Source organism: Streptomyces sp. NPDC030143 (assembly GCF_055573695.1).
This window is the reverse complement of the sequence record NZ_JBVIAY010000026.1, coordinates 43,776-62,757: the sequence shown is the minus strand read 5'-3', so window position 1 is coordinate 62,757 and position 18,982 is coordinate 43,776. Positions and strand designations below refer to the sequence as shown.

17 protein-coding genes and 4 pseudogenes are annotated in these 18,982 nt (G+C 70.5%); 5 read left to right on the top strand and 16 right to left on the bottom strand.

Going from position 1 to position 18,982, the window contains the following annotated elements; translation table 11 throughout:
• Positions 1 to 38: 38 nt before the first annotated feature.
• The 7 genes and pseudogenes from ACZ4YY_RS31950 to ACZ4YY_RS31920 all read right to left on the bottom strand — a co-directional run bounded on the left by ACZ4YY_RS31950 (position 39) and on the right by ACZ4YY_RS31920 (position 6,874).
• A pseudogene (locus ACZ4YY_RS31950) lies at positions 39 to 701 on the bottom strand (response regulator transcription factor).
• Positions 698 to 1,939, bottom strand: coding sequence for a sensor histidine kinase (locus tag ACZ4YY_RS31945; RefSeq protein ID WP_468298255.1), 1,242 nt, complete (start codon positions 1,937 to 1,939; stop codon positions 698 to 700). The pseudogene ACZ4YY_RS31950 and the gene ACZ4YY_RS31945 overlap by 4 nt, the downstream one beginning before the upstream one ends.
• A gap of 46 nt (positions 1,940 to 1,985) precedes the next feature.
• Positions 1,986 to 2,574 (bottom strand): annotated as a pseudogene (locus tag ACZ4YY_RS31940) (MMPL family transporter); the annotation flags it as partial.
• A gap of 233 nt (positions 2,575 to 2,807) precedes the next feature.
• The gene (locus ACZ4YY_RS31935) at positions 2,808 to 3,971 is read right to left on the bottom strand and encodes a cysteine desulfurase family protein (protein WP_468298253.1); all 1,164 of its coding nucleotides are present in this window, start codon (positions 3,969 to 3,971) and stop codon (positions 2,808 to 2,810) included.
• Complete coding sequence (locus ACZ4YY_RS31930; protein WP_468298251.1) at positions 3,968 to 4,321, bottom strand: hypothetical protein; 354 nt, start codon at positions 4,319 to 4,321, stop codon at positions 3,968 to 3,970. Before ACZ4YY_RS31930 ends, ACZ4YY_RS31935 begins: the two co-directional genes overlap by 4 nt.
• A 790-nt stretch (positions 4,322 to 5,111) precedes the next feature.
• Entirely contained in the window at positions 5,112 to 6,308 is a 1,197-nt protein-coding gene (locus ACZ4YY_RS31925) for an NAD(P)/FAD-dependent oxidoreductase (RefSeq protein ID WP_468298249.1), read from the bottom strand.
• Between the two features lie 113 nt (positions 6,309 to 6,421).
• Positions 6,422 to 6,874, bottom strand: coding sequence for a nuclear transport factor 2 family protein (locus tag ACZ4YY_RS31920; RefSeq protein ID WP_468298247.1), 453 nt, complete (start codon positions 6,872 to 6,874; stop codon positions 6,422 to 6,424).
• A 149-nt stretch (positions 6,875 to 7,023) separates the two neighbouring features.
• Between ACZ4YY_RS31920 and ACZ4YY_RS31915 the strand changes: the two genes are divergently transcribed.
• Positions 7,024 to 7,914 (top strand): LysR family transcriptional regulator, encoded by an 891-nt coding sequence (locus ACZ4YY_RS31915; protein ID WP_468298245.1) that lies wholly within the window; start codon positions 7,024 to 7,026, stop codon positions 7,912 to 7,914.
• 87 nt (positions 7,915 to 8,001) lie between these two features.
• Here ACZ4YY_RS31915 and ACZ4YY_RS31910 read toward each other — a convergent pair whose 3' ends face one another.
• The gene (locus tag ACZ4YY_RS31910) at positions 8,002 to 8,472 is read right to left on the bottom strand and encodes an Lrp/AsnC family transcriptional regulator (RefSeq protein WP_468298243.1); all 471 of its coding nucleotides are present in this window, start codon (positions 8,470 to 8,472) and stop codon (positions 8,002 to 8,004) included.
• 95 nt (positions 8,473 to 8,567) lie between these two features.
• Here ACZ4YY_RS31910 and ACZ4YY_RS31905 point away from each other — a divergent pair, with 95 nt between their 5' ends.
• Together ACZ4YY_RS31905 and ACZ4YY_RS31900 are read left to right on the top strand one after the other, a co-directional pair.
• The gene (locus tag ACZ4YY_RS31905) at positions 8,568 to 9,443 is read left to right on the top strand and encodes a TIGR03619 family F420-dependent LLM class oxidoreductase (protein ID WP_468298241.1); all 876 of its coding nucleotides are present in this window, start codon (positions 8,568 to 8,570) and stop codon (positions 9,441 to 9,443) included.
• Entirely contained in the window at positions 9,440 to 9,868 is a 429-nt protein-coding gene (locus ACZ4YY_RS31900; RefSeq protein ID WP_468298239.1) for a nucleoside deaminase, read from the top strand. Before ACZ4YY_RS31905 ends, ACZ4YY_RS31900 begins: the two co-directional genes overlap by 4 nt.
• A 538-nt stretch (positions 9,869 to 10,406) precedes the next feature.
• On the opposite strand, the pseudogene ACZ4YY_RS31895 reads toward ACZ4YY_RS31900, so the two are convergent.
• From ACZ4YY_RS31895 to ACZ4YY_RS31880, 4 genes and pseudogenes are all read right to left on the bottom strand, one after another.
• A pseudogene (locus ACZ4YY_RS31895) lies at positions 10,407 to 10,673 on the bottom strand (leucine zipper domain-containing protein); the annotation flags it as partial.
• Between the two features lie 205 nt (positions 10,674 to 10,878).
• A complete protein-coding gene (locus ACZ4YY_RS31890) occupies positions 10,879 to 11,115 on the bottom strand; it encodes a hypothetical protein (protein ID WP_468298237.1) in 237 nt (78 codons plus the stop codon).
• Between the two features lie 117 nt (positions 11,116 to 11,232).
• Complete coding sequence (locus ACZ4YY_RS31885; protein WP_468298235.1) at positions 11,233 to 11,478, bottom strand: hypothetical protein; 246 nt, start codon at positions 11,476 to 11,478, stop codon at positions 11,233 to 11,235.
• Positions 11,478 to 12,950, bottom strand: coding sequence for an aldo/keto reductase (locus ACZ4YY_RS31880; RefSeq protein ID WP_468298234.1), 1,473 nt, complete (start codon positions 12,948 to 12,950; stop codon positions 11,478 to 11,480). Before ACZ4YY_RS31880 ends, ACZ4YY_RS31885 begins: the two co-directional genes overlap by 1 nt.
• An 875-nt stretch (positions 12,951 to 13,825) precedes the next feature.
• Here ACZ4YY_RS31880 and ACZ4YY_RS31875 point away from each other — a divergent pair.
• A complete protein-coding gene (locus ACZ4YY_RS31875) occupies positions 13,826 to 14,245 on the top strand; it encodes a hypothetical protein (protein ID WP_468298232.1) in 420 nt (139 codons plus the stop codon).
• A 406-nt stretch (positions 14,246 to 14,651) separates the two neighbouring features.
• On the opposite strand, the gene ACZ4YY_RS31870 is transcribed toward ACZ4YY_RS31875, so the two are convergent.
• The 3 genes from ACZ4YY_RS31870 to ACZ4YY_RS31860 form a co-directional block, all read right to left on the bottom strand.
• Complete coding sequence (locus tag ACZ4YY_RS31870) at positions 14,652 to 14,987, bottom strand: hypothetical protein (RefSeq protein ID WP_468298230.1); 336 nt, start codon at positions 14,985 to 14,987, stop codon at positions 14,652 to 14,654.
• Positions 14,988 to 15,093: 106 nt separating this feature from the next.
• Entirely contained in the window at positions 15,094 to 16,056 is a 963-nt protein-coding gene (locus tag ACZ4YY_RS31865) for a hypothetical protein (RefSeq protein ID WP_468298228.1), read from the bottom strand.
• Positions 16,053 to 16,592 carry a hypothetical protein gene (locus ACZ4YY_RS31860; RefSeq protein WP_468298226.1) on the bottom strand — a complete coding sequence of 180 codons (540 nt, stop codon included), beginning with the start codon at positions 16,590 to 16,592 and terminating at the stop codon, positions 16,053 to 16,055. The genes ACZ4YY_RS31865 and ACZ4YY_RS31860 overlap by 4 nt, the downstream gene beginning before the upstream one ends.
• 395 nt (positions 16,593 to 16,987) lie before the next feature.
• On the opposite strand from ACZ4YY_RS31860, the pseudogene ACZ4YY_RS31855 reads away from it, so the two are divergent.
• Positions 16,988 to 17,798, top strand: a pseudogene (locus tag ACZ4YY_RS31855) (IS5 family transposase).
• A gap of 89 nt (positions 17,799 to 17,887) precedes the next feature.
• Here the strand turns inward: ACZ4YY_RS31855 and ACZ4YY_RS31850 are convergent.
• The gene (locus ACZ4YY_RS31850) at positions 17,888 to 18,889 is read right to left on the bottom strand and encodes an alpha/beta hydrolase (RefSeq protein ID WP_468298224.1); all 1,002 of its coding nucleotides are present in this window, start codon (positions 18,887 to 18,889) and stop codon (positions 17,888 to 17,890) included.
• Positions 18,890 to 18,982 lie beyond the last annotated feature (93 nt).

The following is an 18,982-nucleotide window of genomic DNA, read 5'->3' as shown; positions in this document are numbered from 1 at the left end:
TGACGGAACGTGACGGTGCGTCGGACCGTGCCTGTCCGTCAGATGTTCCCCGGTGTCACCAGTCCCCACTCGTACGTCACGATGACCAGCTGCGCCCGGTCCCGCGCCGCCAGCTTGCCCATGATGCGGCTGACGTGGGTCTTCGCGGTGAGCGGGCTCAGGCCCAGGGAATCCGCTATCTCGGTGTTGTTGAGGCCGCGCGCGACCAGCGTGAGCACCTCACGCTCTCGGTCGGACAGACATTCGGGGCCGCCGGTCTGCGATGCCGAGGGGCTGCGCAGGAACCGCTCGATCAGCCGGGCGGTGGGCCCGGGCGACAGCAGGGGCTCCCTTCCGCGACCGTACGGATGGCGTCGAGGAGTTCGGCCAGCCTGGTGTCCTTCACCGGGAACCCGGAGGCACCGGCGCGCAGGGCGTCCACGATGTACTCGTCGGTGTCGTACGTGGTGAGGACCAGGACGCGGACGCCGGCCAGGTCCTCGTCGGCCGCGATGCGCCGGGTCGCCTCGATGCCGTCCAGGTCGGGCATCCGGATGTCCATCACGACGAGGTCGGCGCGCTCGCTGCGGGCCAGTTCCACGGCCTGCCGGCCCGGTGGCGGCCTGGACGACGACCTGCATGTCCCGGGCCCACTCCACGAGCATCGCGAACGCCTCCCGTACCAGGGTCTGGTCGTCCGCGAGCAGCACTCGGATGGTCATCCGTTCCTCTCCCACGTCGTGGTCAGCGGCAGGACCGCGGTGACCTCGAATCCGCCCCCGGTACGCGGGCCGGCGTCGAGTGTGCCACCCACGCTGCGGGCCCGCTCCCGCATCCCGACGAGTCCGAAGCCCGGGGTGCCGCCCGGGGCGGGTCCGGTGCCGTCGTCCCGCACCGACAGGTGCAGGGCGCCCTGCCGCTCGTCCAGCTCCACACGGACTTCCGGTTCGGGTCCCGCGTGCCGTACCGCGTTCGTCAGTGCCTCCTGCACGATGCGGTAGACGGCGGCGCCGACGACGGGCGGTGCCTGCCGTATCCGGACGGTCTGCTCGACCCGGGCTCCGGCGAGCCGCGCCGCCTCGGCCAGGTCGGGCAGGCCGTCCAGGCCGGGCAGCGGGCCGCGGGCGTCCGGTGAGCCGTGCTCGCGCAGCACCTCCAGCGTCGTACGGAGTTCCCCGCGGGCGCTGCGGCAGGTCTCGGCGATGTCGTCGAGGGCCTTGGCGACGGTCTCCCGGTCGAGCCGCTCGGGATCCGCGGACAGCACATGGGCGGCGACGGAGGTCTGCACACCGATGAGGGTGATGCTGTGCGCGAGCAGGTCGTGCAGGTCCCGGGCGATCCGCAGCCGCTCCTCGGCGACCCGCCGCCGGGCCTCCTCCTCGCGGGTGCGTTCGGCACGTTCGGCGCGGTCCACGATCGATGCGACGTACTGGCGGTAGAACCGCACGTCGGCACCGCAGAACAGCACGGCGACGACCCAGCCGGATGCCTTCAGCAGTCCCAGCGCCTCGTGAACGCTGATGGTGAGCATCACGCCCACCGACAAGGTGATGACGCCGATGCCGACCAGGACGGTACGCAGCGGCCGGCCGGTGACGGCGACGGTGTAGAGGGCGACGTACGCAGCCTGGGTGGCCGCCGTGTGCGGGTAGCCGAGGAAGTGGTAGGGGAAGACGCAGGCCACAACGGCGATCAGGACGAGCACCGGACGGCGGCGGCGCCACACCAGCGGCACGTGGGAGACGAGCAGCAGGGCCCAGCCGAGCGCGTCGGGCCTGCGGCCGTCGTCGACCAGCAGCGCGAGGGCGGCCGAGAGCACGGCGGCGACGACGGCGAGCACGGTGTCGTTGCGGAGGGCGTGTGGAGCGGTCAGCGGGTCGCGGTTGACGGCGGCCATGATCCGCTCGGCGGGCCGCGGCCGGGGCGCCGGTGGTGTGGTGGGTGCCTGCACGGGCTTCATCCTCGGCCAGGAATGCGCCCCTCCGGGAGGGGAGGGGCGCCGTCGGTCAGTGGGCGTCGGCGTCGACGGGCTCGTGCTCGTTCGGCGGAGCCGTCCGCTCCGGCACGCGCGTCAGCCTCCCCGGCCACCACATCCGCCGTTTGAGCAGCACACTCGCGGTGGTCACCAGGTACGTCCGCACGAGGAAGGTGTCGAGCAGGACCCCCACCGCGATGACGAAGCCGAGTTCCACCAGCCCCACCATCGGCAGCGTGGGCAGCACCGCGAACGTCGCCGCGAGCACCACGCCCGCCGAGGCGATGACCCCACCGGTCGTCCGCAACGCGGTGAGCGCCGCTGCCTCCGGCTCAGCACCGCGCAGGGACTCCTCCCGCATCCGGTGCATCAGGAAGATGCCGTAGTCCACCCCCAACGCGACCAGGAACACGAAGGACAACAGCCCCAGCCCCGCATCGGTCCCCCCCGAACCCGAGCACCGGCTCGAACACCAGCCCCCCGATACCGAGCGCCGCGCCCCACACCGCGACCACCGCCGCCAGCAGCAGCAACGGCGCGACAAGACTCCGCAACAGCCCGACCAGGATGACGAACACGGCGGTGAGCACCAACGGCACGATCACCTTGCGGTCCCGTGACTCGCGTGGGCAGCTGCACCCAGGCGTCCTCCGCCGCGATCACTGCGCGGGCGGCGGTGTCCCGGTCGTTGCGGGAAAGGCCCCGGCCAAGCGTCCGCCGCAGGTGGATGGCCGTCCACCGGGTCTTTCCGTCCTTGCGGCGGACCGGTTCGATGGCGCCCACCTCGGTGTCGTCGGCCAGCGTGTGGTAGCCGCCCAGGTAGGCGGGGCAGGGGCGGCCCGGTCCGCGTGGGTCAGGCCGCGCTGGCGGGCGCTGGCATCCGGGTGTGTGTGGTGCGGGTGATGAGGTCGGCGGCCTGGTCGATGTCGGTGTCGGTGGTGGTGCGGCCGGTGCTGAGCCGGAGGGTCGCGCGGGCCTGGTCGCGGGTGAGTCCGATCGCGGTGAGGACGTGAGAGGGTTCGCCGCTTCCGGTGTTGCAGGCGGAGCCGGTGGAGGCGGCGATGCCGGGGATGCGGTCGAGGAGGTCGGTGGCCTCGATGCCGGGGAGGGTGAGGCTGAGGTTCCCGGGCAGTCGCCGGTACGGGTGACCGTTGACGGTGGCGCCGGGGATCGCGACCATGAGGCGGTCTTGAAGCCGGTCGCGCAGGGCCCGGATGCGGGGCGGGGGCGGGACGGCGTCGGTGGTGATGAGATGGGCGGCGGCGCCCAAGCCGACGATGGCGGGGACGTTGGGGGTGCCGGCCCGCAGTCCGCGTTCTTGTCCGCCGCCGGTCTGCTGGGCGGTGATGCGGGTGCCGCCGCGGATGTAGAGGGCGCCGATGCCCTTGGGGCCGTAGAGTTTGTGAGCGGACAATGAGGCCAGGTCGTCGCCGAGTTCGGCGACGTCGAGGAGTCCGCAGCCGACGCTCTGGGCGGCGTCGGTGTGCAGGACGATGCCTCGCGGGGCGGTGATCTCGGCGATGGCCGCGAGCCGTTGCAGGGTGCCGATCTCGTTGTTGGCGTGCATCACCGAGACCAGCACGGTGTTCGGGATGAGGACGGCGGCGATGTCGGCGGGGTGGACCTGGCCGTGCGCGTCGACGCCGACGCGGGTAAGGGTGTAGCCGTGGTGGTCGACGAGCCGCTGGCAGGCGGCGAGGACGGCCTTGTGCTCGATCGCGCTGGTGACGACGTGCCCGCCGTGCGGGCGGGCGGCCAGGGCGGCGCCGACGATCGCGAGGTGGTTGGCCTCCGTGGCGCCAGAGGTAAAGACGATCTCCAGCTCGTTCTTGGCGCCGACCAGGTCGGTGCCCTGCTGGCGGGCGGTGCGGATCGCCCTCGCGGCGGTGCGTCCGCAGGGGTGCGGGCTGGAAGGGTTGCCGTACTCACTGGTGAAGAACGGCAGCATCGCCTCCAGAACGCGCTCGTCGAGCGGGGTGGTGGCCTGGTGGTCGAGGTAGATCGGTGGGGTGTTCATGCGGCCCGCTCCTCGTGTCGGGCGGCGGCCGGTGCCGTCGCGGCATACTTGCGTTCGCCGTCGACCAGGTCCCAGTAGATGGTGCGGGGTTCGTCGAAGACGGAGAACGCGGTGGCCAGGCAGTGCCAGTTCCGGTTCGGCTGGGCCGCGGCGAGGAAGAAGGCGTCCTCGAACAGCCGACGGGCGCGTTTGGCCAGGGCCTCGCGGGTGGTAACGGGCGGGGCAGGGATATCGCCCTCGCGCTGTTTCCCCTTCCCTTCGTCAGGCGGCGTCCGCGAGGTGCAGGTCGGCGGACAGTTCGGCGAACGTGCGCTCGCGGTTCTCGGTGAAGGGGTGGTCGCGCCAGTCAAAGAAGTCGCCGATGCCAAACTGGTCGGCGCAGACGCGGCGTACGAACTGGCGGGCGAAGCCGGCCGAGGACCAGTAGTAGTGCTCGCCGGTCCGCGGGGAGAGGTAGAGGAGAGGTAGAGGTAGGAGCCGTCCGCGGCGACCGGGAAGGCCGCCATCGGTCGGCCTCGCGGCCGTAGAAGGGGTGGGACGCGACGTCGTCGCTGCGGGGCCCGTCCAGAGCGAAGACGAGCAGGCGGGCCAGCGGCATGCCGTGGTGCAGCCGCAGGACGGCGGGTCCGCCTACCTCCACCACCGCACCGCGGAGTCCTCGGCAGCCTGTCGCACCTGCTCCGCGATGCCGCGGTGACATCTGTCCTCGATGCAGCGAGCGCATCACCAGGGACGTGCTGGTGGAAAGCATCGAGCTGGACATCCGGGCAGAGCAGCAGGCCCTCGCCCCGCAGACAATCGTCCCGCGTCGTGCCAGGCGTAGAGGCGGTCCGGTGCGGGCAGGGTGAGCCACCGGTTGGCCGGCCGGGCGGGCTCGTCAGCAGGCTGGGGTATGGGGCCGTTTCGGCCCCGAGTCCTTCACCGGCTGACCACCGGCGCATATCAGTCGAGCGCCGAAGTGCCGGGTACACTCCAGGTCGTACCGATACACCTACCAGCCAACGGAGTTGGCTACAACATTTCCCTCTTCAGCAATGAACACCCGCCTACTACAACAGCTTCGTCGCTGTTGAACTTGCGCCGCGCCGCACAAAGAACACAGCCGAGTGCCGGGACCTACGTCGGCTGCCGGTGCGCGGTTCAGGCGGACTGCTCGGCGGTGGCCGCCGTCTGGCGGCGCTGGGCCCGCAGCAGTCGGCGGCCCTGCTCGCCCCTGGCCCAGGTGTGGGAGCCGGGCTTGCGTGCCTCGTTCACCAGCTGCTTGACGGTGAGCTTGCACACGAGTTCCTTCACCTTCGCGCCTGTTCGGCCGCCGAGGTGGAGCCGCTTGGCGGTGTCGTCCTTGTGGGCGAACTGGAACATGCCCGCACGGCGCCCCAGGCTGATGCACTGGCCGGCGAACCCCAGGTCGATCGGTGCGGGCCGCTTGCTCATGATGCGGCTGAGCACCGTGTCGGCGGCGTGTGCGCCCAGCGGGCCGGCGGCCTGGCAGCTCATCCGGAACGGCATGTCCGACGGTGCCGCCGAGTCACCGGCGGCGACGATCCGCTCGTCGTCGATGCTCGTCAGGGTCTCGTCGGTGAGCAGGCGGCCCAGAGTGTCGGTGCTGAGCCCGCTGCGGGCGGCCAGGTCCGGCACGCCGAACCCGGCGGTCCAGATGGTGACCTCGCTCGACAGCTCACGGCCGTCGCCGAGCCGCACGCTGTCGCCGGTCACCTCCGTGACCTTCGTGCCGGGGCCCTGCGACACCGTCACCCCGAGGCCGGCCAGCCGCTTGGCGAGCGAGCGGCGGCCGTTCGGGTGCAGGTAGGGGCCGAGCAGCCCGCCGCAGACCAGGGTCACGGTGCGGCCCGCCTCCGCCAGTTCGGCGGCGGTCTCGATGCCGGTCGGACCGGCTCCGACCACCGTCACAGGGGCCGTGGCGGGAGCGGCGTCGAGGACCGACCGCAGGCGCCGGGCCTCCTCGAACGTGGCGATCGGGTGGGCGAACTCGGCGGCTCCGGGTACGCCCGGATCGGCGCTGCCGCTGCCCACCGCGTAGATCAGGTAGTCGTAGCCGGCCGTGTCGCCGCTCTCCAGCTCCACCCGGCGCCTCGTCGCGTCGATCCGGGTCACGGTGTCGACCACCAGTCGGACGCGCTCGCCCAGGACCTTCCGGTAGTCGTTGACGGCCTTGTGCGTTCCGCCCGCCAGCTGGTGCAGTCGGATCCGCTCGACGAAGTCCGGGCGGGCGTTGATCAGCGTCACGGTCACGTCGTCGCGCTGTGTCAGCCGGTTGGCCGCCATGACCCCGGCGTATCCGCCGCCGATCACGACGACTTCGGTGTTCTCAGCCATGGTTTCTTTCCTCCGCTGTATAGGAATTCGCGTTTCAGGAATTCGCGCACGCAAGAGGTCGACTTGGCGCGCAAGATGTCGACTTCGCACACCGTGACGGCGTGCGGGACGGATCAGCTGAGACCGAGGCGCTGCGGCGCCGAGCCGCGGAGCGGGGTGGAGTCCAGGTACCGGACCTCGTAGATGCGTTCGCTGAACTTCCAGCCGTCGACGGTTCGCTCGTAACGGTCTTGGTACAGGGCGTAGTTCAGGTGCGAGTTGCCGTCGCGCATCCGTCCGAACTCCTGGATGTACGCCCGGCCGGCCGCAGTGTCGCCGTCCAGCCGGATGACGCCCGGGTGGACGTTCTGCACGAAGAACTCCCAGAGCGACTGGCCCCACTCGATCCCCGCGCGGATCTGCTCGCGGCCGACGAACTCCTTGTCGATGTGCGGCCAGCGCATGGCGCCCTCGGGCGTGAACAGCGAGACGGCGCGTTCGAAGTCACGCATCATCACCGCGTCCGTGAGCTCGGCTCGCAGCGCCTCTATCTCGACGCGATCGGCGATGGCCCGCATGTCGCCCATCGGTTTCCCTCCCCATCCATGTGTGCGTCAGGCGGGTGCCGCCTGTCCGGTGGTGATGGATCCAGCATCGGCGCGGGCGAACAGCGGAACAATGTAAGGTTCCTTGGGCTATTCATAATGTGGCGGTTATGCATGGGTGGGGGTTATGCATGGAGCTGCGTGACATCGAGATCTTCCTGACCTTGGCCGAGGAGCTGCACTTCGGACGCACCGCGGAGCGGCTTCATGTGTCCCAGGCCCGCGTCAGTCAGGCCATCGCCAAGCAGGAACGGCGCCTCGGCGTCGTCCTGTTCGACCGCACCAGCCGGCGCGTCGCCCTGACCCCGGTCGGCCGGCGTCTGCGCGAGGACCTCCAGCAAGCCGTCGACCTACTCCGGGAAGGGCTCGCCCGCGCCGAAGCGTCCGGCTCGGGGACGAGGCAGACTCTGCGCCTGGGTGTGTTCGGCCATGCCGGCCACGAACTGCGCCCCCTCATCGAGGCCTTCCGCTCCCGCCACCCCGGCAGCGATGTCCAGTTCGGCGAGATCAACGGCAGCGACCCGTTCACCGCGCTGCGCACCGGAGAGCACGACGCGCACGTGCTCTGGCTTCCGGTGGCCGAACCGGACCTCACGGTCGGCCCGACCGTGCTGACCGGAGGCCGCGTGCTCGCCGTGGCGGCAGACCATCCGCTGGCCGAGCGCGGCACCGCGTCCCTGGAAGACCTCGGCGACAACCATGTCGTCGACTTCGGCCCCGCCGCCCCCGAGTACTGGATCGCGGCCATGGTCCCCACGCGTACGCCGCTCGGCCGCCGTATCCCGCGCGGGCCCGCCGCGCGTACTTTCCACGAGGTTCTCTCCCTGGTCGCCTCCGGACAGTGCGTCCACCCGCTGGGCGAGATCGCCGCCCGCTACAACAGTCCCCCCGGCATCGTCTTCCTCCCCGTTCACGACGCCCCCACCATCCACTACGCCCTCACGTGGCGATCCACCGACGACAGCCCCACCCTCCACGCACTGGCCCAGACCGCCGCCGACCTCGGCCCCATCCGCATGTGACAGCGGATGACGGGCAGTTGATGGTCGCTGCTGCTGGACGCCAGGCCGGGCCCCGGCGATGGTGTGGCATCCGCGCAACGTCAGCGTCTACCTGACGGTGTGCACCCGAAGCACCCCCGGACCGCGCAACGGGAGCGTCGGGCTGAGAACGAGGTTGGTGGTGGTGCTCCCGAACTCGGCCAGCTCGTCAACGATCTCCTCCAGGTGGGCCATCGACGTGGCCACCACCTTCATGACGTAGCAGTCGTCTCCGGTGGTGCGAAGGCACTCCAGGATCTCCGAGCGCTCCTCCAGCAGCCGGCGCAGCGGCTGGTGCCGGGTCCCCGGCCCCGGGTACTTGAGCCGGACCACCGCCATCACCGGGTAACCGGTCCGCTCCGGGTTCACCTCCGCCCGGTACCCAGTGATCACCCCGGCCTCCTCGAGCCGACGCACCCGCTCCTTGGTCGCCGACGCGCTCAGGTTCACCCGCCGCGCCAGCTCGGTGAACGGGATCCGGCCGTCCCGTTGGACTTCTGCCAGGATCGCCCAGTCCGTCACGTCGAGACTCTCGGTCATACGCCCATTCTACCGGCGGATCCACGGCCGAACCGCCTCTGAACAGGCGGGAATCCCTTCTGGCGACCCATACGCCCTGCCTAGGGTTGGGCCCTATGAAGATCGGAGTGAACGTCCCCAATTTCGGCCCGGGCACCGACCCCGGAGTGTTGCGAAGCTGGGCCCAGACCGTGGAGGGCCTGGGCTTCGACCTACTGATGATCTCGGACCACATAGCCATTACGCCGGATGTCGCCGAGCGCTACCCGGCCCCCTTCTACGAGCCCTTCACCACCTTGTCCTGGCTGGCCGGCCTCACCACCCGTATCCAGCTCGGCACGACAGTCCTCATCGCTCCCTACCGGCACCCGCTGCTCACCGCCCGAATGGCGGCCAGTCTGAATGAGCTGAGCGGCGGCCGGCTGATCCTCGGCGTGGGAGTGGGCTGGGCGCGGCAGGAGTTCACCGCCCTCGACATCCCGTTCTCACAGCGCGGACAGCTGACCGACAGCCACCTGCGGGACATCCGGGCCGCCTGGAGGGACACCGCCTCATACGGAGACCGCCGGATCCCGGTGTGGGTCGGCGGCAACAGCGACGCGGGGCTGCGCCGGGCCGTACGACTCGGAGACGCATGGCATCCGCTGCACCCCACCATGCCGTGGCTGCGCGAAGCCGCAGGCAGGCTGCAGACGTACGCGGACGAGCAACACTTGCCCGTGCCCGCCCTGGCTCCCCGCATCGCCCTGCGACTCACCAAGGAACCGGTCGACGGAGCGGGACGGCTCGCCGGTGAGGGCACCATCGACCAGATCATGGACGACCTCGACCAACTGCGGCTGGTGGGCGCCAAGTCCGTCGTCCTCGACACCTACCAGGGCGACCCCCACGCGACATGTCACCCGCAGGCGGCCTGGCAAGCCCTCGCCACCGTGGCCGCGCACCTTCTCCCGCCCAACACCCCATCCCGCACCACGAGGGAGCAGTCATGACCACACCCGACGACCACACCCTCCTCCGACAGGCCATCTCTCTCGCAGCCAAGGCACGCACGAGCGGCAACCCGCCCTTTGGATCCCTGCTGGCAGGACCGGACGGGACGATCCTGGCCGAGGAGCACAACACCACCCTCACCGACAACGACGTCACCGCACACCCGGAACTCAAATTGGCGAGGTGGGCCGCAAGAGAACTCGACGCGCAGACGGCAGCAGGCACCACCATGTACACCAGCTGCCAGCCGTGCGGGATGTGCAATGCCGTCATCCAATGGGCAGGACTGCGACGAGTGGTGTTCGCCCTGTCCAACGAACAGCTCCTGGACATCAGGCCGGGCAGCAGCCGACCACCCGTGCCGCAGGTCGGCCCCGCGCTGCTCGACGAGGTACGGGCCGCGGTCGAGCCCTACTACCGCTGACCGCCGGGCCCAGGGAAGAGCGGAACGCACCTGGGTACGCTCGCCCCTCCAAAGGAGCCACACCCATTTGACTTAGTGCAGAGAAGCAGCCTGCGCGCCAAGGGTGAGGTAGGTGACCGGTGGCTCGTGCCGTGATGGGCGGGCGCCCGTTCCGGCAGATCATGCGCTTCAACGCCGACGAGCCCGGGCGCTGCTCAGGTGACGCGGCCGCCTCGAAGATCCCCGGGCGCACCGGTGTCCACCCGCTCGTCGACTGGGGTCGGCACCGGCGGCAGTGCAAGGACTACCTGCTGGCGCGGTTCGGCGTGCATTGGCCGAAGTCGTACTGCGCCTTCTGTTGCTTCCCCGTCTCCATGGGCCTCGCTGCCCGCCCACCTGGCGCGCATGCGCTCCCACCCCGAGATCGCCGGTGAAGTCCTGGGCCCGAAGCATCCTGCGCCGCAACTCCGCGACGTTCCCGCCCACCTGAGCCAGGACCTCCCACAACGCGTCACTCAGCGAAAACCCGTCCTGCCGCAGCCGCGCCTCGACGTGGCCCCGGCGCCCACCTGCGCAGAATGCGGACCTTGATAATTCGCCGCTCGGTTCGGACCGGGACGCGCCGTGGGCTGTTGCGGGGACGGCTGGAGCGGTCGGCCATACCGGCCTCGCCGAGCGTGCGGTAGCGGTCGGCCCACCGCTGGGCCGTGGTCACGGAGACCTGGAAGCGTTCCGCGGCCCGGCGAAGCGTCCAGTCGTCGTCGACGATGCAACGGGCCAACCGCAGACGGCCGGTCTCGGTCAGGGGTGCATTACGGTGGGGCACGAGGGCCTCTCTGGTCGCCGGTGCAGATGTCGCAATCCACACCAGGCCAGAAGGCCCTCACCCATTTCAAGATCCCCCAGCCGAGACCTCCGTCACCAACCTCCGTGGACAGAACACCTAGCGCAACCCTTGGCGCGACATCCAGCGCAACAGATAGGCGCAACCCTTGGCGCAACCTCGTGCTCCTGGGCGACCGGGGAGACGGTCACGCGGCTCGGACAGCTCCGTGGGCGCGGGCGAGGTGGTGCAGCTCGGAGCGTGCCGTCGGCGCCGAGGGGGCGGTCTCCCAGTAGGGGTGCCACCACAGCCGTACGGACAGGCGCAGCAGGCGGCGGCGCAGGGCGGTGGTGTCGCGGGGGCGGGGTGCGGCGAGCGCTTCGTAGGTGGCGTTCCAGGCTGCTTGCGTCTGCACCAGGTCGTCGGGGAAGTCGGTCACGTCCATACCGGCATTAGATCACTTGTTCGAATTGCGTGTCACTTCGGACACGCCCCGTCCGGCGCCGTGGTCGGGGGTCGCACCCAGCGTGGTCGGCCTCATGGTCGGGGCGACCACGCGGGCTCAGCGGCGGCGGAGTTCCTCAGCCCAGTTCCGAAGCGGTCCTACGAGGACCATGTTGTCTCCGCGGGCCACGGTCTGGAGCAGCTGGGCGCACACGGTTGCTTCGGCGGCAAGGCCGGCCGGACTGCCCAGGATGGCGAAGGCGACGCGGACGCGGGCGGCAGTGTCCGGCTGGAGCAGCGAGTAGGCGTAGAGAGTGGCGGCGTCGAATCCCTCCGGGGCCTGTCCCCATCCTTCCCAGTCCATCAGGCGCAGTGGCGAGGTGAGGTTCGTCCAGTGAACATCCGCGTGGGCTGTGGTCCAGCAGGAGACGGCCGGGGCCGGGATGCCGACGAACTCGGGGATGGCCCGCTCCATGTACTGCTGACGTACGGCGACGCGGCCGGTGCCTGTGGCCGCCACTTTCTCCAGCGTCCCTGCGAGGTCGTTCCACCAGGAGTCCGGCAGCTGGCCCTCGTACTGGAGGACCGGGTCGTCGGACAGGACCGAGTCATCGACGCGGACCGACAGCTCCGGGCCCGGTAGGCGATGCCGTCGTCGACGGCGTCGTGGACGGCCAGGAGGGCGGGCCGGTGGCCGTCGAGGTCGCCGAAGGCGTGCTGGGCATCGAGGGCGCCGTCCCCCGACACCTTGTCCTCCGGGGCCGACACCAGGCGCAGCCAGGCGGGCACGCCCGTAGCGGTGCGGGCCCGGGGCACCCAGGGTGCGCCCCGCCCACCCCCAGAACACCGCGCCCGGTTCCACCTGGACGTCGAGGGCCTTCGCGGTGTGCGCGTAGTGGGCGCGCATGCGCTGTTCGGTGTCTGGGTCAGGGGGAGGCGAGTACACCGGTGATCTCCCGCAACTGGGCGGCGGTCAGGGAGGGTTGGGCGACGGCGTCGGCCGCCTCCCATCCAGTGTGGCGCACCGGAGGCGGCGAGAAGGACGTCTGTCACTCCTGGGCATGACGCGACGGCGAGGACGCACGCCTGTGCGGGGGTCAGGCCCGGCCGGATGAGGTCGGCGAGCTCCTGGTCGACCATGGCGGAGAGCTCCCCGCCGTGCAACGGGGCCGACGCCATCACCCGCAGTCCCGCCCCGGCGGCGGCCAGGAGCGGGCCACGGCCGTGAAGGGCCTGCACGATCGGCCTCATCATCACCAGGCTGACCGGCAGCTGGACGGCGGCCAGGTGGTGCTGTCCGCCAGCCGCTTCGGCGGCCAGGGCGAGCAGCTCTCCCACCGTGAACGCTTCCTCCTCCAGGCCCGCCCACGTGGCGATCCCGTAGCCGGTCACGTGCCCGGCCGCCGCGGCTTCCTCCAGGGCGGCGAAGGCGTCACGGATCGCGCGGTGCAGGGCGGAGCGGTCGCCGGGGTGGGCGCGCTCGGGCTTGTGCAGCAGGACCAGGTCCAGGCGGTCGCGCCCGAGCTGGGCGCGGTTGCGGCCGGTCTGCCAGCGTATGTAGTCGGGGGCGAGGCTGTGCCCGGCGGCGGCCTGGTCCTGGTTGAGGACGCCGTCGTTCACGGCGTCGGTGCCGGTGGCCGCGGTGAAGTACCCCGTCTTGGTGGAGACGTTCAGCAGCGGGTGGGCGGCCAGGGCCGGGGCCAGCAGGGTCTGCGCGCGGCCGGTGGCGTAGTTGGGGGCGGTGTCGACCCACTGCGCGCCGGAGGCGGCCGCGCGGACGGCCGCCTCCGGGATCGCCTGGCACCGGTAGGTACCGAGGGCGAGTTGTGCGGTCACAGCAGGCTCCCCGCTGTCGCGGCCTGCCCGGCAACGAGCTCCTGGACCAGAGGGTGCTTACGCCCCCTGCGGCGTCGACGATGGGCTCGTCGAGCGGTCGGAGTGATCGAGTGGCGGGGTGGTGAGCCGGGCATTGCCTTACGCTCCAGATGGCCACCCGTCGTCAGGGAGCGGCCACGGGCTCCGCGTTCTACGGGTGGTGGTTCCTACGGCACCAACAACAGCGTGGGTATCGCCTGGACGCAGCACGCTGCTTGTGGCCGGTACGGCCACCGCCACGGCCCTGCTCGCGACCGCGCCCGCCCGCGCCTCGGACGGTGTCACCGGTCTTCGCGGGCTGGAGGAGCAGTACGGGGCCCGGCTGGGGGTGTACGCCCTCAATGTCCGTACGTGGCGCCGACGGACCGCAGCCCGGCCGGCTACCGCCTCTACAGCATCGACGCCGTCGCACGCCTGGACCTCGCTTTTCCAGCGCGAACAGCACCAGCACGCTCCAGTCGAGGAGGGCCGACAGCTCCGCGTCGGCAGGCCCCGCCGGTCAGGGCGCACTCACCCCCTTGAAGCTACTTGAGCCACGACCGCACCCGCCGCTACGGCTCATTGAGGCGCTTGAAGCACAGACCCATGTCACGTCCGAGTTTTCGAGTAGGTCGGCCCAGCGGGCCCGGGCTGACTCGACCAGCTTGAAAACCATCGCCAGCCCGGCGGCCCGGCTGCCGGCACGCCGCGACGGCCCACGAGGACGGCAGCCCCGCGCGCAGACGGGTGTTGCCTGAGCATCGAAACCGGGCGGGCGGCCGCCTCGGCGGCCCCTCCGACGGCGGGCCTGGACCTGGGCCTCCAAGGCGGCGATCTCCGCCTCGATCCGCTCTTCCTTGTCGGCCAGGTGCCTCAAGGACGGCGAAGCCGAACCGGTCCCCCGCTGCCCAGCCCCGCTGCTGAGCCTGGGTGCGGCCGATCGCGCGCGGGCTCGTGGTGTCCGTGATCCGCCACGGCTCGCCCGAGCCACCGTCGGCACCGCGTACTCCGGCGAGAAGACAGCGGTCGCCGGGGCCCCGCGGGTGCTCGCCCTGGCCGAGCGGCTGACCGATGCCGTCGGACTGCCCGTGGACGCGATACCGCCGGGCGAGAACCTCGCACTGAGCCTGTGGTTCCTGGAGGGCGGGGCGGAGCGGACCGCCCGGGTGCGGCCGGGACCGTGGGCCGACGACCTGGACACGGCCCTCTACGTGGCGCTCTACCTGCGCGCTGCGCAGTACTCCCTGCGTTACGGCTGCCCGATGACCTACTCCTGAGCCACGGCGGCGGCCGACCGGCCGGAGAGGCCGTGTACGGGTCCGAGTCCGGGCCGGGGGCCGTGTCCGCCGGGTGCCCGAGCCAGTGTCCTGCCCCCCAGGCCTGGTTGGAGGGCGGCCAGGACACTGGCTCGGGCAGCACCACTGGCACGGTGCTCGGCGAGGACGAGCAGTGCGCGGCACTGTGCCGCAAGCTCCACCAGCCGCGAAGCCCAGAACGTCGCCGAGCGGTCCGCTGCGAGCATGCGGTGCGTGCCGGTGAGGACATGATCGGCCGTGGATCGCCAGGTGTCGTCTGGGTGGTCGAGCGGACGATCGCCTGACTGCACGGGCTTCCGCCGCCTGCGGATCCGCTGGGAACGACGCGACGATGCCCCACCGATCCCGACCATCCGCGCCCTGGAGCCTACTTCGCCGCGCCGTTGCCGCCGGTGGTGTCCGCGCTGCGCACACTGACCTGCATCGCTGCCCTGCCCGCTGCCGCGTGGCCGGTGAGCAGTGGCGTTCCGCGGGCCGCGCGGCCGATGCGTTCCATGGCCAGGAAGAGGTAGGAAGCCGTGCCCAGGCGGTGCAGGGCCTGCTCGTCCAGCGGGACATCGTCCGCGATCTGGGCTTCGGACCGGATCCGGGCGTCCAGGTCGACCCGGGCAATGTGCGCGGCGAGGCGCTGTGCGAAGCGGCCCTTGCCGAGGTCGCCGATCCGCTTGAGCGGGTGCACCAGTCGTCGTGGCCATCGGGCCAAACGCCGTATAGCGGGCCGATCCAGCGGTCGAAGTGGCCGGAGAGGTGGGAGTGGGTGGCGTCGCGGAGCATGGTCACCCTTCGGGGCGTGGGGGCAGGAAAGCTGTTCACCAGCGCCGTAGGTCTTTGCGTAGCTGTTCGTACCAGCTGCGGCGATGCCGGTCGGCGTCAGAGGGCTCGGGGCCGAGGGCGACGACCTGGTCGGTGATGTCGTAGGTGAGGCGGTAGAGCAGGACGCGCGTGGCAATCTCCAGCCACTGGTCCGTTGCTCGGGCGGGTGGTGCTGCTCCGAGGACGGTGACGAACCAGGCGGGCAGCAGTGCGCGGCTGCTGACGGCGTCGGCCAGGCGGCTGCGCAAAGCCATCGTGAGGCGCTTTTCAGCGCGGTCGCCGGCCGACATCGCAGGCTGTTTGTCCGCGCGGGTCGAGGCGTCGTCCGCCAGGGCGGTCGCGGACTCCTCGGCATGTGGGGCCTGTCGCGCAAGGTCCTGGCGAAGTCTTGCCTCGTCGGCGATTGCGGTGCGGAGCCGATCCGCGGCCTCGGAATGACCGGTGGTGCCGTAGCGGCTGGCTGTGAAGGCGCCGATAGCGTCGACGACTGCTACGAGCGCTGTCCGGTGCCTCTCGGCTGTTTCCCGGTGGTGCCGGACGCGCACCTGGTGGGTGTGGCGGTCGTGGTCGCCCAGGAGCAGGCTACGGGCGTTCCAGCCCTTCAGCATGGTGCGGGCGAGGGCGTGCTGGTCTTTGGCATAGGTGTCCAGATCCGCGGCGGGCACTCCTCCGGACAACTTGAGCTGGCCGTCGAGCAGCCGCACGTGCTGCGTGAGGCGTTTGATGGCCTGCTCTGTGTCTCCGATGCGGTCGCCCAGCTCCTCTTCAACCTTGTCGATCTTGTCGTCGCACCCGGAGATGTCGCTGCGGATGTCGCGCAGCTCGTAGTCGAGGTCCTCGGTATAGCCGAACTTGCTCTTCAGGCTCTGGTGGCCGCTATCGAGGTCGTCGATTCGCTGGTCAAGATCGCGGAGGCGGCGGTCGGTATCCCGCAGGCGGCGGTCGAGGTCCTCGGTCACTTCCTCGCCCCCTGCTGTGGAGCAAATGCAGAGGCTCCGCCGATCAAGGCCCAGCCGATGAGGACGGCGATGATCCACCACCAGGCGGCAAGCACTCCCAGGGCGACAAGGATCACGAGAACGCACAGGGCGTGCAGAGCGAAGGCGATCACGCGTTGCTGCTTGTGCTGCTGCACGGTCACCTTGATCGACCACCCCAGCAGCGTGGCCAGCAAGTGGGGTATGAGCAGCAGAAGCCACCAGGCAGTGCGGTCGAGGACGACGACTGCGGTGATGAGCGCGATGGACACTGCGGTCTGACCTCGCCACGACCAGCGCACGATCTTCGCGCTCCGCAGCCGCTGCGGCTCGGCCAGCCGCGTCGGCAGCGTCTGCTCGAACGCGAGGAGTTCCTCGGCTCCTTGCATCATGGCGGTGTACTGGCCGTCGAACTCCGGGTCGGCGAAATCGAGTTCTTGGACGCGGGCGTGCCGGGCGGCCAGGTCCGAGGTCATGGCCCGGTGTTGCTCGTGCAGGTCCCGTTCCGTCGCGGCCACTGGCTCCCCCTCTTTATCCAGCGCGGTATCTCCCCCGCTCATGCCGTGATCATGTGTGGTCAGGCGGCAGACCGAGTATCGCCCCCGCGTGTTCATGGCGTTCAGCGTTGGGCCAGGCTGGCGTGATCTTTGTCGTAAAGGGCTGATGAAGTGCTGTCTGAGGCTGGCCGCGTTCGTGTGGTACACCTTCGGGTGATCGTGCTCGTCTGCGCGCCGGCCCGGCGGTAGACGTCAGTAGGTGCGGGCTCGACCCGCGCGGATGGGTCTATGTGTGCGGGAGGACACTCTGCGGCAGGCAAAGGGCGGCGGGCGACGGTGAATTCCCTTGACGGCATCTGGTCTGCCGGGCCGTCCACCTGCCAGGATGACACCTGGTGACGGAGCGGACGGCTGGTGTGAATGAGCACGATGGTCGCACCCGCTTGGTGCCGGACGGGTTGTGGGAGCTGTTTCACGGGTGGTCCCACCTGCTCCATCGCGGCCGCAGGGCGGCGGCCGGCGCCGGTACGGGGATCGCGAGGTGCTGGCCGCGATCATCTTCGTGGCCACGACGGGCTGCACCTGGCGGCAATTGCCGCCGGTCTTCGGCCCCTCGGGACCGACCGCGCACCGGCGCTTCACCGAGTGGAGTGCCGCCCGGGTCTGGGCGAAGCTCCACCGCCTCATCCTCGACGAGCTGGGTTCGCGCGGAGAGCTGGACTGGTCGCGCTGCGCGATCGGCTCGGTGAACATGCGGGCCCTGAAAGGGGGGGACCTGACAGGTCCGAATCCTGTCGACCGGGGCAAGAAGGGCTCGAAGATCCACTTGATCACCGGGCGGACCGGTTTACCCCTCTCGATCGGGATCTCCGGGGCGAACCTGCACGACAGCCAGGCACTCGAGCCGCTCGTGCGCGGCATCCCGCCGATCCGCTCCCGCCGCGGCCCGCGCAGACGACGGCCCGCCAAGCTGCATGCGGCCGGGGCTACGACTACGACCACCTGCGCCGATGGCTGCGCAAGCGAGGCATCCGGCACCGCATCGCCCGCAAGGGCATCGAGCCCTCCACCCGGCTTGGCCGGCATCGCTGGACGATCGAGCGCACGATGTCCTGGCTGGGCGGCTGCCGCCGTCTGCACCGCCGCTACGAACGCAAGGCCGGGCACTTCCTGGCCTTCACCGCCATCGCCTGCAGCCTCATCTGCTACCGCAGACTCGCCAAATGAGACGACGTCCAAGTGGCAATGAGGACTGCTGGGCCCGCTCCCGCAGGCGGGGCAGCTTTCGTGGGGGTCCGCTCTTGATCGCCGACGGGTCATCGGGGCAGGTTCCGGGCGAAGAACGATCGTAGGTGGCGCCGCACTGTCGGCACCGATACGGCGGGGTCGATCGTGCCGACCAGCGCGAGCCTGGCCTCGGCCGTCATCAGCCCCGCCGCCTGCAATTGCGGTGCGATGGCGGCGTAGTCGGTGAACACCCAGTGCGTGGCGTGGTCGACCTGCTGTCGGAGGGTGCACCCGTGGGCCATCATGGCCGACCACGAGGAATCCAACTCCCTTTTCGCTTCATCCGAGCCGATGAATCCATCAGTCCCCAGGAGCATCAGCGGCCGGCCCACGCCGTAGCGGGCGACCGGGTACAGCTCCCCTTGCTGATGGGGGCCGTCCGGCGGATAGTTCAGAAAACCCTCCAGGTTGACCGCCGCACTGATACGGGGCTCCTCGTACATGGCCTGGGCCACGGCGGTGCCGCCGGCGGAGTGGCCGTAGCAGCCCACCCGCCTCAAATCCAGGGCGCGACCGAGGTTTTCCGGCAACGCGCGCCCTGCCGCATCCGGATTGCGTCCGGATGCCAGGGCCGCCAGTTCGTCGAGAACGAAGCGCAGGTCAGCGATCCGGGTGTCGATCATGGTGCGGGCAATGCGGGGGTCCTTACGAGGGTCGTCCCGGAAGACCGTTATGCGGTACGGCAGGCTCCGGTACGCCGTGGTTTGCGGGAACTCGACCTCGCTGGCGTCGCCGGGATGATCCACGCTGACCACCACATAGCCGTGACTGGCCAGCTCCTGGGCGACCGAGGTGCCCACGGTGCGCGGGTCGGCGCCGCCCGGGCTGTAGAGGAGCACCGGTCGTCGTGTGGGCTGGGCGGGCGCGCCGGTATGGGCATGCGACGCAGTGGCCGCCCAGTCCACACCGGACAGGGGCAGGCCGTGCAGACGCGTGTCGATGTTGCTGAACAGCGCCGCGGCGCTGGGGGTCATCTGCGGTGCGACCGGGTAGCCGCGAACGGTACGGGCTGGGTAGAACACCGTGACCACGACCTCCCGTACAGGGATCGCGTGATCCCACGCGTCGCGTCGGGAAGGATCAACTAGATAGAGAGAGGTGACCCCGATCGGGTGCGGGCCCGT